The 15,474-nt window shown below is 69.8% G+C and carries 14 protein-coding genes; 9 read left to right on the top strand and 5 right to left on the bottom strand.

The features are described from left to right. Positions 1 to 81: 81 nt before the first annotated feature. The gene (locus AB0I12_RS10150) at positions 82 to 978 is read right to left on the bottom strand and encodes a phosphotransferase (RefSeq protein ID WP_359927266.1); all 897 of its coding nucleotides are present in this window, start codon (positions 976 to 978) and stop codon (positions 82 to 84) included. A gap of 115 nt (positions 979 to 1,093) precedes the next feature. On the opposite strand from AB0I12_RS10150, the gene AB0I12_RS10145 reads away from it, so the two are divergent. Together AB0I12_RS10145 and AB0I12_RS10140 are read left to right on the top strand one after the other, a co-directional pair. After that, the gene (locus AB0I12_RS10145; protein WP_359927263.1) at positions 1,094 to 2,356 is read left to right on the top strand and encodes an SAM-dependent methyltransferase; all 1,263 of its coding nucleotides are present in this window, start codon (positions 1,094 to 1,096) and stop codon (positions 2,354 to 2,356) included. After that, a complete protein-coding gene (locus tag AB0I12_RS10140; RefSeq protein ID WP_359927262.1) occupies positions 2,353 to 3,456 on the top strand; it encodes a hypothetical protein in 1,104 nt (367 codons plus the stop codon). The genes AB0I12_RS10145 and AB0I12_RS10140 overlap by 4 nt, the downstream gene beginning before the upstream one ends. Positions 3,457 to 3,515: 59 nt before the next feature. On the opposite strand, the gene serC is transcribed toward AB0I12_RS10140, so the two are convergent. Together serC and AB0I12_RS10130 are read right to left on the bottom strand one after the other, a co-directional pair. Beyond that, entirely contained in the window at positions 3,516 to 4,643 is a 1,128-nt protein-coding gene (gene serC / locus AB0I12_RS10135; protein ID WP_359927755.1) for a phosphoserine transaminase, read from the bottom strand. Positions 4,644 to 4,821: 178 nt separating this feature from the next. Then, positions 4,822 to 5,673: a phytanoyl-CoA dioxygenase family protein gene (locus tag AB0I12_RS10130; protein WP_359927259.1), complete on the bottom strand. Its 852-nt coding sequence runs from the start codon at positions 5,671 to 5,673 to the stop codon at positions 4,822 to 4,824. Positions 5,674 to 5,773: 100 nt separating this feature from the next. Between AB0I12_RS10130 and AB0I12_RS10125 the strand changes: the two genes are divergently transcribed. Then, positions 5,774 to 6,547, top strand: coding sequence for an AraC family transcriptional regulator (locus AB0I12_RS10125; RefSeq protein ID WP_359927257.1), 774 nt, complete (start codon positions 5,774 to 5,776; stop codon positions 6,545 to 6,547). Here the strand turns inward: AB0I12_RS10125 and AB0I12_RS10120 are convergent. Beyond that, positions 6,544 to 7,656: a citrate synthase 2 gene (locus AB0I12_RS10120; RefSeq protein ID WP_355701117.1), complete on the bottom strand. Its 1,113-nt coding sequence runs from the start codon at positions 7,654 to 7,656 to the stop codon at positions 6,544 to 6,546. The two genes, AB0I12_RS10125 and AB0I12_RS10120, sit on opposite strands and share 4 nt — an antisense overlap. A gap of 158 nt (positions 7,657 to 7,814) precedes the next feature. On the opposite strand from AB0I12_RS10120, the gene AB0I12_RS10115 reads away from it, so the two are divergent. Genes AB0I12_RS10115 through pdxH form a run of 3 tightly spaced genes read left to right on the top strand, consistent with a single transcriptional unit; the run spans position 7,815 to position 10,942 of the window. After that, on the top strand, positions 7,815 to 8,378 hold the full coding sequence (locus AB0I12_RS10115) for a hypothetical protein (RefSeq protein ID WP_359927255.1): 564 nt from the start codon (positions 7,815 to 7,817) through the stop codon (positions 8,376 to 8,378). Between the two features lie 31 nt (positions 8,379 to 8,409). Then, the gene (locus AB0I12_RS10110) at positions 8,410 to 10,290 is read left to right on the top strand and encodes a hypothetical protein (protein ID WP_359927254.1); all 1,881 of its coding nucleotides are present in this window, start codon (positions 8,410 to 8,412) and stop codon (positions 10,288 to 10,290) included. Between the two features lie 10 nt (positions 10,291 to 10,300). Next, positions 10,301 to 10,942, top strand: coding sequence for a pyridoxamine 5'-phosphate oxidase (pdxH, locus tag AB0I12_RS10105; RefSeq protein WP_359927251.1), 642 nt, complete (start codon positions 10,301 to 10,303; stop codon positions 10,940 to 10,942). On the opposite strand, the gene AB0I12_RS10100 is transcribed toward pdxH, so the two are convergent. Then, positions 10,891 to 13,065 (bottom strand): MMPL family transporter, encoded by a 2,175-nt coding sequence (locus AB0I12_RS10100; RefSeq protein ID WP_359927248.1) that lies wholly within the window; start codon positions 13,063 to 13,065, stop codon positions 10,891 to 10,893. The genes pdxH and AB0I12_RS10100 overlap by 52 nt on opposite strands. 116 nt (positions 13,066 to 13,181) lie before the next feature. On the opposite strand from AB0I12_RS10100, the gene AB0I12_RS10095 reads away from it, so the two are divergent. From AB0I12_RS10095 to AB0I12_RS10085, 3 genes are all read left to right on the top strand, one after another. After that, the gene (locus tag AB0I12_RS10095; protein WP_355701122.1) at positions 13,182 to 13,889 is read left to right on the top strand and encodes a TetR/AcrR family transcriptional regulator; all 708 of its coding nucleotides are present in this window, start codon (positions 13,182 to 13,184) and stop codon (positions 13,887 to 13,889) included. Between the two features lie 283 nt (positions 13,890 to 14,172). After that, complete coding sequence (locus AB0I12_RS10090; protein WP_359927245.1) at positions 14,173 to 14,466, top strand: hypothetical protein; 294 nt, start codon at positions 14,173 to 14,175, stop codon at positions 14,464 to 14,466. Further along, positions 14,466 to 15,473 carry an SPFH domain-containing protein gene (locus tag AB0I12_RS10085; RefSeq protein WP_359927242.1) on the top strand — a complete coding sequence of 336 codons (1,008 nt, stop codon included), beginning with the start codon at positions 14,466 to 14,468 and terminating at the stop codon, positions 15,471 to 15,473. The genes AB0I12_RS10090 and AB0I12_RS10085 overlap by 1 nt, the downstream gene beginning before the upstream one ends. The last annotated feature ends 1 nt before the right edge of the window (position 15,474 follow it).

The raw sequence follows: 15,474 nt of genomic DNA, 5'->3' as shown, positions 1-15,474 counted from the left end.
GCGTGTGGCCTTGCGCTGGGGTGCGCCGTCGGGAGTGGTGTGTCTAGGCGTTGCGTGCTGTTCGGCAGGCTGGGGCGTCGTCTAGCGGGAGAGGTAGTGGGTGATTACGTCTACGCAGCGCTGGAATTGGGCTGGGGTGGCGGGGTTTTTCCAGGCGAGGAGTTCTAGGGTCCAGTCGATGGCGAAGGCGGCGGTCAGGGTGGGGTTGGCTGGGGCAGTGATGCGGGCGTAGCCGCGGCGGAGGAGATCTGGGCGGTCGTGGAGAGGGGCGCCGGCGGAGACCTCCCAGCGGGCCAGGTCGAAGGCGGGGGAGGCTGGGCCGGCGAATTCCCAGTCGATGACGCCGGTGAGGGCGCCTTCGTGGATCAGGAGGTTCTTGGGCAGGAAGTCGCCCTGGGCAAGTGAGACGGCAGGCGGCGGAGTGGTCGTCACGACCTGGCGCAGGAAGTCGGCGCCGCGTTCGACAACCTGCGCTGCCGACGTGTCGAGGGTCTCGGTGACGATCCGCAGGATCCGGGTGACGGCGGTCTCCTCGGGCAGTCGCAGGTCGTGCTGGAGGCCGCGCCCGGCGTCCGGCGTGACGCTGTGTACCCGCGCCAGAATCTCACCAGCGTCCACAGTCAGGCGCTCTACATCAGTCGCAGGCAGCGCGCCCATGAGCTCGTCCAGAGAACGGCCAGGCAGGTACTGCTGGATCGAGAAGGAGAGCAGCTCGCCGTCGTGGTCCAGGTGCTCGAGGCCGAGCACTTCTGCCGTCGGAACGCCCGCAGCGCGCGCCTGCCCCATCAAGTGCGCCTCGTCGATGAACCACGGCGTCCTCTGCCGCGCGATCCGGACGACGACCCGGGCATCGCCGGCCAGGTCGGCGCGGTAGGTCTCGTTCATCCCTCCGCCAGAGAGAGGCACAAGACACTCGACGTCGCGGCCACAGACCGACCGAACCACCGAGTCGATAATCGTGCGAGGCGTCGTCACCATCGGCCCAGTTTCACGCAGCGCCGACGGCACGGCATCCGTATTTCGGTCACCCGGAGTAGGCAGTCGGTAGGAGACCCTTTTGTGATCGACCCGAGTGGTCGGCGACAATGGCGCGATGCAGCCAGAGGTGCGGTCGGGCGAGCCGGCGCGGCCGGAGGAGTCCGGAGCGCTGGGGGTGATCCGCGCCGCCCTGCTCGATCGGAGCGGTCTGGTGCGCGCGCTGGCCTCGGGGCGGCGGCGAGGGCTGGACGCGCCGGCGTACCTCCGGGTCGAGGTGCGGTACGTCGATCTGAAGGGGCAGCGGCACCTGCAGATCACCGAGTTCGACGAGCGCCAGGCCCACACGCGGAACGTGCCTGAGGCCGAGCTGGAGAAGACGGTCGACGAGCTGCTCGACCTGCCGTACGGGTCGTGGCACGTCGAGACGACGACGGAGACGCTGCGGCTGCGCTACACCAAGAAGGGCAAGGAGCTGCTGCACCGGCAGGAGGACCGCCGGGAGCAGGCGACCAGCCACGACCGGGTCAAGCGCCGGGTGCTCGACCCCGCCGCGCCGTTCCTGATCGAGCTCGGGATCAGCGACCACCAGGGCCGGGTGAAGCCGTCGCGGCAGGCGAAGTACAAGCAGATCGAGGAGTTCTGCAAGCTGCTCGCACCCGCGCTCGACGAGGCGGTTTCGGCCGGGCGGATCGCGCAGAACAGGCCGCTGCAGGTGGTCGACCTCGGCTGCGGGAACGCGTACCTCACCCTGGCGGCGTACCACCTGCTCACCGCCGCCGGGCACGACGTCCGGATGACCGGTATCGACCACAACCCGGCGGCCCGGAAACGGAACACCCGGGTGGTTGAGGCGCTCGGCTGGCAGGAGCACCTGCGGTTCCTCGATGCGACGATCGAGGGCGCGGAGGTGGACGTCCGGCCGGACGTCGTGCTGGCGTTGCACGCCTGCGACACCGCGACCGACGACGCGCTCGCGCGGGCCGTCGGCTGGGAGGCTTCGCTGGTGCTGGCAGCTCCGTGTTGCCATCACGACATCCAAAAGCAGCTCAAGAGCGTCACACCACCGGCGCCTTATGCGCTGATGACGAGATATGGCATCGTTCGTGAGCGGTTCGCCGACGTCCTGACGGATTCCCTGCGGGCGGCGGTGCTGCGACAGGTCGGTTACCGGGTGGAGGTCGTGCAGTTCGTGGACAGTCAGCACACGCCGCGCAATCTGCTGCTCCGCGCTGCGCGGACCGGCGCCAAGCCGACCGCCGATCTGCGCGCCGAGTACCAGGCGATGGTGACCGAGTGGCACGTCACACCCCGCCTGGCCGAACTGCTCCTCCCACCATCGGAACAGCCGGCGAAGGCCGGCGCCGAGGTGGTGTCGTGAGGCAGCTCCGCACTGCGTTCGCGCTGCTGGCGGCGACGCTCTGCACCCTTGCGGGTGTGGCGCTGCCCACATCGACAGCGAGCGCGACCTCGGACGCGGGCCCGACGACGCCGGCGCCGAAGAAGCTGTTCACGATCCGGGACAGCCGGATCCAGGAGTCGTCGGGACTGGCGAAGAGCGTCAAGCACCCCGGCGTCTACTGGACCGTGAACGACTCGGGTGACACCGGGCGGGTCTTCGCCGTCGACACCGCGGGCAAGGTGAAGGCCGTGCTCCGGTTCGGCGCGAAGGTGGTCGACGTCGAGGCGCTCGGCGTGGACCGGGACGGCACGATCTACATCGCGGACATCGGGGACAACAAGGCGAGCCGGGACCAGATCGAGATCTACACGATCCCGGAGCCCGAGACGCTCGAGGACGAGTCGAACGTCAAGTACCACCGGTACGACTTCAAGTACCCGGACGGCGCCCACGACGCCGAGACCCTGCTGATCGAGCCGGGCACCAGCCAGCTGTACATCGTGACGAAGGCGCTGAAGGGCACCGGAGCGATCTACGCGGCACCGCCTGCCCCGTCCCGTGAGGGCACGAACGACCTGACCAAGCTCGCCGCGGCGCCGTCGGGCGTGATCACCGACGGCACATTCATGCCGGACGGCCAACGCGTCGTACTGCGGACGTACGCCGACGTCACGACCGTGGCCTGGGGCGAGACGCCGAACGCCATCGCCCGCGGCACCGCGCCGCTGGGGCAGGGGGAGACAGTCGCGGTCGGCCCCACCGACGAGACCGTCCTGGTCGGCAGCGAAGGCCCGAACTCGGCCGTCTACCAGGTCCAGGTCCCCGCGAAGGCCGCCGCCTCCAAGCCGCCCGCGGCCGGTGCCACCCCGAAGCCCGGCAGCGCGACCGAGAGCAACAGTTCCAGCTCGGGCAAGAGCAACAACTTCCGCTGGATCATCGTCGGGGCCGCGCTCTTCGCGCTGATCATCACCGTCGTCACGTTCCCGCCCGGCCGCCGCGAGCGCCAGGACCGCCAGGCCGAGAACGCCCGCCTGACGGGCCAGACGTCTTCCACTTCCCGCCGCCGGCAACACTCCTGACGCCAACGAACAACCGCCGCCCCCCGGACGGGGAGCGGCGGCTGTGAAGGGCAGTGCGGTTACTTGAGGTTCTCGACCACGTAGTCGATGGCCTGGGTCAGCTTCTCGACGTCGTCCGGGTCCACCGCGGGGAACATCGCGACGCGGAGCTGGTTGCGGCCGAGCTTGCGGTACGGCTCGGTGTCGACGATGCCGTTCGCGCGCAGCGTCTTCGCGACCGTGGTGGCGTCGATCGCGTCGTCGAGGTCGATGGTGCCGACCACGAGCGAGCGGGCGTCGGGGTCGGTGACGTACGGCGTGGCGTACTCCGACTTCTCGGCCCAGGTGTACAGCCGGTTGCTGGAGTCCGTCGTCCGGGCGACGCTCCACTCCAGACCGCCCTGGCTGTTGATCCAGTCGGTCTGCTCCGCCATCAGGAACAGCGTGGCCAGCGACGGGGTGTTGTAGGTCTGGTTCTTGCTGGAGTTGTCGACCGCGGTCGCCAGGTCCAGGAACGCCGGGATCCAGCGGCCGGACGCGGCGATCTCCTCGACGCGCGCGAGCGCCGTCGGGCTCATCAGCGCGATCCACAGGCCGCCGTCGGACGCGAAGCCCTTCTGCGGCGCGAAGTAGTAGACGTCGGCCTCGTTGAGGTCGACCGGCAGGCCGGCCGCGCCCGAGGTGGCGTCGATCGCGACCAGCGCGCCCTCGTCGGCGCCCGCGGGCCGCTTGACCGGGGCCATCACGCCGGTGGAGGTCTCGTTGTGCGGCCACGCGTACAGGTCGACTCCGGCCTCGGCCACCGCGACCGAGCGGCTGCCGGGCTCCGCCTTCACGACCGTCGGGTCGGCCAGGTGCGGTGCCAGCTGAGCGGCCTTGGCGAACTTCGAGGAGAACTCGCCGAAGCTCAGGTGCTGGCTCTTCTCCCGGATCAGCCCGAAGGTCGCGACGTCCCAGAAAGCGGTCGAGCCGCCGTTGCCGAGCACCACCTGGTACCCGTCGGGCAGCTGGAAGAGCTCGGCGACGCCCTCCTGGACGCGCTTCACCAGGTTCTTCACCGGCGCCTGCCGGTGGGAGGTGCCGAGCAGCTTCGCGCCCTCGGTCGCCAGCGCGGCGACGGCTTCCGGACGCACCTTCGACGGACCGGCGCCGAAGCGGCCGTCGGCGGGCTTGAGCTCTGCAGGAATCTGAATCTCGCTGGTCACCAGCGCGTTCCCTTCGTCGTCTGCCAACTAGTAGGCCGACGACGCTGTCAGCGCACCCCATCTTCGCACACCGTCCCCAGCCCGCCCCGCCAAGGTCCACTTTGTGCATCGGATCCGCACGCCGGGCACCCCGCCGTACGGATCCGGTGCACAAAGACGGGCCCCAGGGACGGGCGGCGGGCTACTCGTGCTTGCGGTCGATGGTCTGGGTGCCGGTGAGGAGGGCTACCGGGCCGTCGGGGGTGTCGGTCCACTCGCCGCAGGCGCCGCCGCCCTCGGCCACCTCGAGCGTCAGTTCGGTGCCGTCCATCCGCAGCGCCGGGTGGTAGTACTGCGCGACGCGCTCGGCCTCGCCCTCGATGTAGTGACCGATGAGCGCGCGCCGGAACCGGTCGGTCGTCGTGTTCGGGTTGCTGCCATGGACCAGCGCGCCGTGGAAGAACAGCACGTCACCCGGCTCCATCACCACCGGTACGGCGGCCTCGGCCGTCGGCAGCGGGACGGTGACATCGGTGAAGCTGACCGTGGTGTCGGCCTTCTCCGTGCACAGGATCGGCCACCGGTGCGACCCGGGGACGACCTCGAGGCACCCGTTCGCCTCGTCGACTCGGTCGAGCGCCATCCAGGCCGCGACGCAGGTCCCGGGATCGGCCTTCAGATAGAAGTTGTCCTGGTGCAGCGCCTGCCCGCGCGAGCCCGGCGGCTTGAAGTAGATCATCGTCTGCACGGCGTACGGCGACCTGCCGAGCAGCGTCGTCATCACCTCGTCGATGCGCGGGTCGATCATCCACCGCAGCGACTCGTCGTCCCAGCGGTGCATCTGCGCCATCCGCGGGTACCGCTTGAGCGGGTCCCGGTCGGTGGACGTGTGACCCGCGAAGTCGTGCGCCCGCGGCCCGTGCTGCCGGACGTCCATGTAGTGGTCCCGCAGCCGCTCGGCCTCGGCGGGGGAGAACAGTCCCCGCACCAGCGTGTACCCGGTCCGCTCGAACTCCGCCCGGTGCACCTCGGCGACATTGTATGAAACGCTCATGCACGACTCCCGCGAAGCTGTCCTAGGATTCCGTCGACTCCAATTTTCCTTCCGAGGCGTGACGCACGGCCACGGACGATCCACGCGAGGAGTTGAACTTTTGTCGCATCGGCTGCGGATCGAGCGGATGACGGCGCCCACCTTCTGGCGCTGTGAGGCGAGCTGGTCCTGGACGTCGCGCCCGCTGTCCGACCACCTGCTCTGGTGTGTGCTGGACGGGCGTGGCGAGCTCGAACTCGCCGGCCGGCGGCGCGAGCTGCGCCCGGGGGTGTGCGCGGTCTTCGAGCCGGGTGACGCGCCGCGGGCAACGCACGACCCGCACCGGCGGCTGCTCGTCTTCGGCATGCACTTCGACGTCGGCCCCGATCCCGGCGTGAGCGCAGGCGTGGCACCCGAGCCTCGCTGGGGCGAGGTGAAGGACCGCGAGTTCCTCGGCGTCCTCGCCCGAACCAGCGACGCGTCGTACCGCCGGGCGGACGCACTGGGCAGGCACCAGGCCGAACTGTGCCTGGAGCAACTGGTTGCGCTGGTCCGGGACGCCGTCCACCACCCGGGCCGCAGCGCGACCGACGCCCCGGTCGACGAGATCGCGAGGCAGCTGCGGCAGGACCCGGGCCGGGACTGGACCGTTGCGGAGATGGCGCGCCGCGCCTCGCTCAGCAGGGCCCAGTTCACGCGTCGTTTCGTCGCGCAGCTCGGGATGTCACCCGCCCAGTACCTGATCCAGGCGCGGATCGACCGCGCACACCAGTTGCTCACCGAGAGTGGCATGACCGTCACCGAAACGGCCGCCGCCCTCGGCTACACAGACGTTCCCTACTTCAGCCGCCAGTACAAGCAGCGCACCGGCCGCACCCCGAGCCAGGACCGCTAGGCCCAGGAGGGGTTCCAGCCCTCGACCGAGTCGGCCGGACGCGTCGCCGGGCCCGAGTAGATCGCCGACGGACGGATCAGCCGGCCGGTGCGCTTCTGCTCCAGCACGTGCGCGCTCCAGCCCGCGGTCCGTGCGCAGGTGAACATCGACGTGAACATCGGCGGCGGCACCTCGGCGAAGTCCAGGACGATCGCCGCCCAAAACTCCACGTTGGTTTCCAGCACCCGGTCCGGACGCCGCTCGCGCAGCTCGGCCAGTGCGGCCTGCTCCAGCGCCTCGGCCACCTCGTAGCGCGGCGCCGCCAGCTCACGCGCCGTACGACGGAGCACCCGGGCACGCGGGTCCTCGGCGCGGTACACGCGGTGCCCGAAGCCCATCAGCCGCTCGCCCGCGTCGAGCAGACCCTTCACGTACGCGCGGGCGTCGCCGCTGCGCTCCACGCCTTCGATCATCGTCAGCACCCGCGCCGGCGCGCCGCCGTGCAGCGGTCCGGACATCGCACCGACCGCACCGGACAGCGCCGCGGCGACGTCCGCCCCGGTCGAGGCGATCACCCGCGCGGTGAACGTCGACGCGTTCATGCCGTGCTCGGCCGCGGACGTCCAGTACGCGTCGACCGCCCGCACGTGCTTCGGGTCCGGCTCGCCGCGCCAGCGGATCATGAACCGCTCGGTGATCGTGGTCGCCTTGTCCACTTCGCGTTGCGGCACCATCGGCTGCCCGATGCCGCGCGCCGCCTGCGCGACGTACGACAGTGCCATCACCGCCGCGCGGGACAGGTCCTCGCGGGCCTGGACGTCGTCGATGTCGTAGAGCGGCCGCAGCCCCCAGGCGGGTGCCAGCATCGCCAGCGCGGACTGGACGTCGACCCGCACGTCGCCGGTGTGCACCGGCAGCGGGAACGGCTCGGCCGGCGGCAGACCCGGCGTGAACGCGCCGTCGACGAGCAGGCCCCAGACGTTCTCGAACGGCACCCGGCCGACCAGGTCCTCGATGTCCACGCCGCGGTAGCGGAGCGCCGAACCTTCCTTGTCCGGCTCGGCGATCTGCGTGTCGAACGCGACCACACCCTCCAGCCCGTGCTGCACCTCGGTCCTCGGATCAGACATGCGACTCCCTCGTCCTCGTGTCGGGACACAGGCCCACCAGGAGAGCCCGCGCACCCTGGGCGCTCAGGCAGCATAGTTCTCGGTGACGGCGTGCGGACAGATTTGTGACCGGTTCGGAGGTTCCCGGGGTGGACCGCACCGAGGTCTAGTCTCGAGGCATGACCAAGCCCCTCCCCGCCCTCGGGCTCGTGATCGGCGTCATCGCTACCTACGTCGCCGTGGGTACGGCGTCCTATGCCACCACCCGGCTGACGGTGCGCCTGCAACTGTTCCGCGACAACCTGGGCGAGCTGCTGCCCTGGCTCGCGCTGCTGGTCGTCATCGCGGTCGTGCTCGGCCTGCTGATGATGGCGCCGGCGATCGGCGCCGGCGTGACCACCGGATCGGGGCTGCTGCTGACCATGGTCGGGCTGGCCGTCATGCTGCTGCCGGTGCGGCAGTCGTTCGACCTGGTGAAGCTCTTCCAGTTCCCGGGGTCGCGGTTCGGCTCGTCGTACCTGCTGTTCGACGGCTCGGTCATCCTGCTCGGCATACCGCTGTTGCTGGTCGGCATCCGGCGCTGGAGCCAGGAGGCCAAGCTGGCCAGGCTTCCCAAGCCGCCGGGGCTCCAGGACTCCTCCGGCTACCAGTCGACCTACCCCACGCAGCAGTGGGGCGGCTACCCGGGCCAGCAGCCTTACCAGCCGCCACAACACCCGGGCCAGCAGCAACCACCGCGGTAACTTTCCCGGCGGAGCCCGCATCTGGCTCTGCATGGAAACGCTGATCGCCTACACCTTCGCGAACGACAGCGCGGCGCGGGCCGCTGCCGGTCATGCGCGCGTGGAGGGGTACTACGGCGCTCTCTGGCGGAACGAGGCCAAACACCAGGGGTACGACGGCCTCACGGTCGGACTGCACATGTGGGACCGCCACGACGGCTCCTGCCTCTGGCCGTCGTGGCACGACACCGGTGACGTCCGCGTGGCCAGTGTGCACGCGCCGCTCGGCTATCAACGGCTGATCGGCGACATCGAGCCGTACGACGCCCCGGCGTACCTCGCGAAGGCGGTACGGCGTACTCCGGCAAGCTTTCTCGACCTGGCGCCGCCGTTCACGATGGCCGTCCTGGATCCCGATGCGGAACGCCTCGACCTGTTCACCGACTCGGTCGGCGTCGGACGGCTGTTCCAGCTGCGGCTGCGCGACGGATGGGTCTGGAGCAATCGGCCCGCCGCAGCCTTGCTCTTCGCGGGCGTGCCTGCCGCGGCAGCGCCCAGGGGCTGGACCTTTGCCGCGGCCTGCGGCTGGTTCATGGACGACAGCACGCCGTACGACGGGGTGCTGACCGTTCCCGGCGCAACCCACATCGTTGCCGACGGCCACCGTCAGCAGCGCACCGTCAGCCGGATCGAGACCACCAGCGTCTGGTCGACGGACGACACGGACACCGCGGAGGAGACGGCGGCCGCCCTGCAGGACGTGGCGCGATCGGTCGGCCGGCTGTGGCCGGGCAGGCCGACGGTCGACCTGAGCGGCGGCCGTGACTCGCGGGTGGTCGCGGGCGCCTTCCTGGCGGCAGGCGTCGACCTGAAGCTGAACAGCTACGACGCGGTCCCCGGCGAACTGGACGTCGCGGAGTCCCTGGTCGAGTTGCTGCCGCAGCCGGTCGAGCACGTCGTGAGCCGGAAGACACCGGGCAAGTCTGTGCCGGCCAAGCCGATCGCCGCACCACCGTCGCTGGAGATGGTCGACCGAGCGCTGCGCTGGCACCGGTACGCCGAGGGGCTGCGGCCGGCCAGCTACCTCTTCCACACTCCGCCGGCATCGCTCGCCGGCGTCACCCATCTCGCGATCGGCGGCGCGGGCGGAGAGGTGGCGCACGGCCACTTCTACCCACGCGACGTCCTGCACCTCGACGCACTACCGCTGCAACCCAAGCTGCATGCCTTCAGCAACCATCTGCAAGCCCGGCTGGTGCCGGCCGCGGGACCTGCGCACGAAGCCCGCTCAGCCGTCGCCGAGCAGGTCGACCGGGTCCTGCGGGCCGCGGTCCACGGCGGCATCGAGAACGCGACGATGCTCGACTACTTCTACGTCGTCGAACGCCTGCGCCGCTGGGGTACGACGGGGGAGCGCACCGGCGTCGTCTCGCCGCTCTTGATCCCGTCGTTCGTCCGGTCGGCCTTCGCGCTCGACCCCGCGCAACGCGTCGAGAACGCCTTGCACCGCGAACTCGTCCGACGGCTGGTGCCCGCGTGGGCCGACGTACCCTTCTTCACACCGAGTCCGACGGTCAGCACGCGCAGGCGCCCGGCGAAGGTTCGTTGCCTCGCCGACGCAGCTGACCGCGACCTGATCGAGCAGTTGCTCCGCGACGTCGAAGGATTCGAGTCGCTCGGCACGCTGTGGGCCGCGTCCGTCGCCGGGGCCAGCTCGGCGGCAGGCGAGGCGACGCTCCGTCAGGCGCTCTGGCGCGCCGCTTTCGACCAGCACGTGGCCGAGGTGAACCGGCACATACCGAACGCACGCACCAAAGTTCCAGCAGTCACACCCAAGCCGCCCGGCCCGCGTCGTCGCGGCCCGCTGGTGCGCGCGGTCGGACGCAGCAGGTTGTGGAGGGCCTATCGGCGAATCCAGCGCGGCCGTCAGTAGGCTCGTGGTTGTGGACCTTGCGGAGATGCGGGAGACGTACGGACTCGGCGAGCTGCTCGAGAGTCAGGTCGCTGCCGACCCGGTCGTGCAGTTCCAGACCTGGCTGGAGCAGGCCAGGGCGGTCGGCCTCGCAGAGCCGAACGCGATGGTGCTCGCGACGGCCGACACGGACGGACGTCCCTCGGCGCGGACCGTACTGCTGAAGCGCGTCGACGAGCGCGGGTTCGTCTTTTTCACCAACCAGCAGTCCCGTAAGGCCGACGACCTGGCCGCGAACCCGCGCTGCGCCCTGGTGTTCCCGTGGCACGCGATGGAGCGGCAGGTCCGGATCGAGGGCACCGTCTCCAAGCTGCCCGGTGACGAGGTCGACGAGTACTTCGCGAGCCGCCCGCGCGAGTCACAGCTCGGCGCGTGGGCGTCCCAGCAGAGCCAGCTGGTGGAGTCCCGCGAGGAGCTCGACCTGCAGTACGCGTCGTACGAGCGGCAGTGGCCGGAGGGCACCGAGATCTCCACGCCGTACTTCTGGGGCGGCTACCTGGTCGCCCCGGAGGCGTTCGAGTTCTGGCAGGGCCGCACCGGCCGGCTGCACGATCGCCTCGCCTACCGCCGGACCAGCTCGTCCTCCTGGGAGCTGCTCAGGCTCCAGCCCTGAGGTTCCTCGCGGAAACCGTGCCGCGACCACCACTGCGCGAACGGCCGCGGCGCCCACCAGTTCGCCCGGCCGAGCAGCCGCATCGTCGCCGGCACCAGCAGCGCCCGCACGATGGTCGCGTCCAGCGCGATCGCGATCACCAGCCCGACGCCGATCATCTTCACGAACACGATGCCCGAGGTGGAGAACGCCGCCACCACGATGATCAGCAGCAACGCCGCGCTGGTGATGATCCCGCCGGTCCGCTGCAGCCCGAGCGCGACCGCCTGGGTGTTGTCGCCGGTCCTGTCGTACTCCTCCCGGATCCGGCTGAGCAGGAACACCTCGTAGTCCATCGACAACCCGAACAGGACCGCGAACAACAGCACCGGGTTGGTCGCGTCCAGGAACCCGGCCGGGGTGAAGTCGAGCAGCCCGGACAGATGCCCGTCCTGGAAGATCCACACCATCGCGCCGAACGCCGCGGACAGCGACAGCACGTTCATCAGCAGTGCCTTCGCCGGCAGCACGAACGAGCCGAAGGCAACGAACAGCAGCGCGAACGTCACCAGCACGATGAAGCCGGCCATGTACGGCGCGCGCGCCTTCAGCACGTCGAGCAGGTCGATCACCGCGGCCGTCTCACCACCGACCTGTACGTCGGTCCCTGACGGCGCCGGCACCGCCCGCACCCCGTGAACGACGTCTCGCGCCGGCAGCTCCTGCGCGGTGAAACGGGTGTGCACGACAACCGAGGCGACACCGTTCTCGTAACCGCCGAGCCGGACGTTCTCCACGTCCCGGACCTGCTGGAGCCGAGCGATGTACGGCGCCAGCGCCGCCGCGGGATCGGTCGGCGCGGCGGAGAACCGCACCGCCGCGTAGATGTCCGACCCGCCGGCTCCCGGGAAGTCGCGCTGCAGCGTCTCGGTCACCGTTCGCGAGGTGGCGCCGGCCGGCAACGACCGGTGGTCCACGCCGCCGAGCTGTGCGCTCAGGAAGGGAATCCCCAGCACCAGAAGCACCGGCACGAGGATCAGCACGTAGCGCACCGGCCGCCGCATCACGCTGTGCGCCAGCCGGTACCAGGCGCCGTGCTCGGCGGCCGCGCGACGGGTCTTGAAGATCCGCAGGTTGTTGACCCGGTGGCCGAGGACCGCGAGCAACGCCGGCAACGCGGTCAGGGCCGCGAGCATCGCGATCGCCACCGCGGCCGCGCCGCCGTACGCCATCGACTTCAGGAACATCACCGGGAACAGCACCAGGCTGCTGATCGCCACGCCGACGGTCACCCCGGAGAACGCCACCGTCCGCCCGGCGGTCGCCATCGTCGCGGTCAGCGCCGTCTCCACATCGTTGCCGCGAGCAAGCTCCTCGCGGAACCGGGTGACGATGAACAACGCGTAGTCGATGGCCAGCCCGAGACCGATCATCGTGACGATGTTGATCGAGAAGATCGACACATCGGTGATCGCGGACAGGCCGCGCAGCAGCACGAACGCGCCGAGGATCGCGAGCGCTCCGACGAACAGCGGCAGCGCGGCGGCGACCAGACCGCCGAACACGACCACCAGCAGCACCAGCACGATCGGTGTCGAGATCGACTCGGCCTTCACGATGTCGTGCTCGGTCTGCGTGTTGACCTCGTCGAAGACCGCGACCTCGCCGCCGACCTTCGTCTCCAGTCCGGCGGGCCCCGTCCGGATCTGCGAGGCGATCCGGTGGAACGTCTCGAGCCGGTCCTCCGGCGTCGCGCCGGCCAGCGTGAGCACGGCGTACGTGCTGTGCTGGTCCTTGGAGACGAAGACCGGTGACTTGGTGCCCCAGTAGGTGGCGACCTCGGTCACGTCGGCGGCCGGCAGCCCGGACAGGTGCTGCTCGACCGCTTGCCGGAACGCGGGATCGGCCACGGTCGACGACGGGCTGCGGTAGAGCACGACCACGTCGGTGCCGGTGCGGCCGACGTTCTGCTCGATGGTCTTCACGGCGTTCGCGGCCTCGGTGTCCGGCGCGTCGAACCCGCCGTTGGCCAGCGAGCCGAACACGCCGGTGCCCCAGGCGAGGCCGAGGACGACGAACAGGCCGGTCAGCGCGAGCACCAGACGGCGCCGCCGGTAGGCGAAATGGCCGAGCGTCTCGAACACGGAACTGTCCCCCAGGGCGTAGATTGAGCGGCAGGAGCTTGAGTGAACAGCGTTAACTGTTAACGGTGTTCACTCTAAGCTCGCCCCCTACGGTGATGTCAAGGAGAGTTCTGACGGTGGACAGCCGGGATCGGCGACGCGCCGCGACGGTGGCGGAGATCAAGGCGGCGGCGCGCCGGCTGCTGGTGTCCGGCGGTACGGCGGCGGTCGGTCTGCGGGCCGTGGCCCGTGAGCTCGGCCTGACGCCGCCGGCGCTGTACCGGTACTTCCCGAGCCACGAGGCCCTGATCAGTGCCTTGATCGCGGAGCTGTACGACGAGCTGACCGCGGCGCTGATGGACCTGCAGTCCACGGACGGCGAAGTGGATCTCGGCGCCCGGCTGTACCTGCTCGCCAACGGCCTGCGGGACTGGGGCCTGGCGCACCCGGCCGAGTTCGCGCTGCTGTTCGGGACGGCGGTGCCGAGCCCGGACGCGGAGGACCACGAGGAGACCCCCGGGCATCAGGCGGCGATGCGTTTCGGCTCGGTGTTCAAGGAGCTGGTGGCGCAGATCTGGCACTGGAAGCCGTTCCCGTACCCGCCCGACGAGGTGCTCGGGTCCGAGCTGGTCGCGCAGCTCACCCGGGAGTCGGAGCACTTCGGCGGGATGCCGGCCGGCGCGATCTACCTGTCGCTGACCTACTGGACGCGGCTGTACGGCCTGATCTGCATGGAGATCTTCGGCCAGCTGCACTGGGTGCTGCCCGACGCGGCGGCGTACTTCGAGGCGCAGCTGTTCGAGATCGGCCAGGCGCTCGGGCTGGACTGCCCGGCCCCTGAGTAGCGGTCCGGACAGAAAGAAGCCCGCGAGCGCTTCCAGGGACACGACCGGGTGGCCGAACTCTGGGTCAGGCGGACTGACCTGACTGCCCGCGGGCCCGGTGGCGGCGTTGGATTGGCCGACCACATGCCCACTAACTTGTGGTTGGCGGTTAGCCCGCCGCCACCTCACGAGTCCGATAGCAATTCATGCGTTGGACCACCTCCCTTCGCGTGTACTGCGAACCTACTGCCACGCGGTTCGCCCTTCAACCGTTTTTCGCCCAGGGATGAACCACAATCAGGACATGATCAGACTCGGACTGCCGGCGATCGTGCTGTTGATCGGAACCGCCTGGGTTGCGTGGGCGTCGTACCGCCGGGCCGTGAACGCGGAGCAGGCACTGGCCGAGCTGAACGCCGAACACCGGGCGCTGATGCACGAGGTCAGGGCGCTGGAACGGGCGGTCGCGGCTGCGGAGCAGGGCCTGCGTACGCTCAGCTCGCATCCGTCGGTGCCGCGGGACGTCGCGGTCACCGCCGACCTGACCCTCGCCGATGTCCGGCGACTGGTGAAAGAACACAAGGAGCTAGACGACTGATGGCAAAGCTGGGGAACGCTGCTACGGCGATCAAGCCCAAGGGGGGCGGCAGCGGCAAGGTCAAGGTGATCGGATTCCTGATCCTCGCCGTGATCGTGGTCATCGTGCTGTTCAACATCTTCAACTTCGCCAACACCGACGCGAACCGGATCGGCCTGCACTACGGCGGCGGCGTGATCGAGGACAAGAAGTTCAAGTCGGTCGTTCCGCCGGGCTCGACGAACAAGATGATCGGTCCGGGCGACACCCTGTACACGTACCCGATCGACCAGCGTTCGTACATCATCGGCGGCGACGGCGCGGACACCGACGCGGCCGACGAGGTCACCGTGGTCAGCAAGGACAACGTCCGGCTGGGCGTCCGCGTCCAGGTCTACTTCACGCTGAACCGCGACAAGGACGTGCTGAAGTCGTTCCACGAGCGGATCGGCCTGAAGACCGAGGCGTACGAGGAGCAGGGCTGGAACGACATGCTGCAGAGCTACTTCCGCCCGCAGATCGACCGGGCGCTGTCCGCGGTCGCGACCAACTACGGCTGGGCGGAGCTCTACAACAACGAGAAGATGAAGTCGCAGTTCCAGTCCGCGGCGGCCAAGGAGTTCACCCGGCTGCTGCCGGCCGCGGTCGGCGGCGACTACTTCTGCGGCCCGGGGTACAACGGCAACAACGACTGCGGTGAGCTGTCGTTCACGGTCCAGAAGCCGATGCCGCTGGACAAGGGCATCATCGACGGCCTGGAGGCCAAGCAGCGCGCCGAGCTGGCCCGGGCCACCCAGGAACAGAAGAACCAGCAGGTCCAGGTGGAGCTGCAGTCGGTCCAGCAGCAGGTCAAGCTTCTCGGGGCGAACGGCTACCTGCTGAAGTCCGCGATCGAGTCGGGCAGCGTCCAGTTCATGGTCATCCCGCAGAACGGCAACATCAGCATCCCGGTGCCGACCACGACCAGCCAGCAGCCGACCACGCAGCCCTCGCAGCCGACGACGCAGCCCTCGCAGCCTGCGCGGTGAC

Origin of the sequence: Kribbella sp. NPDC050459, from assembly GCF_040655315.1 — a bacterium.
GTDB lineage: Bacteria > Actinomycetota > Actinomycetes > Propionibacteriales > Kribbellaceae > Kribbella.
The sequence above is the reverse complement of the archived record's forward strand: the minus strand, read 5'-3'. Positions and strand labels throughout refer to the sequence as shown.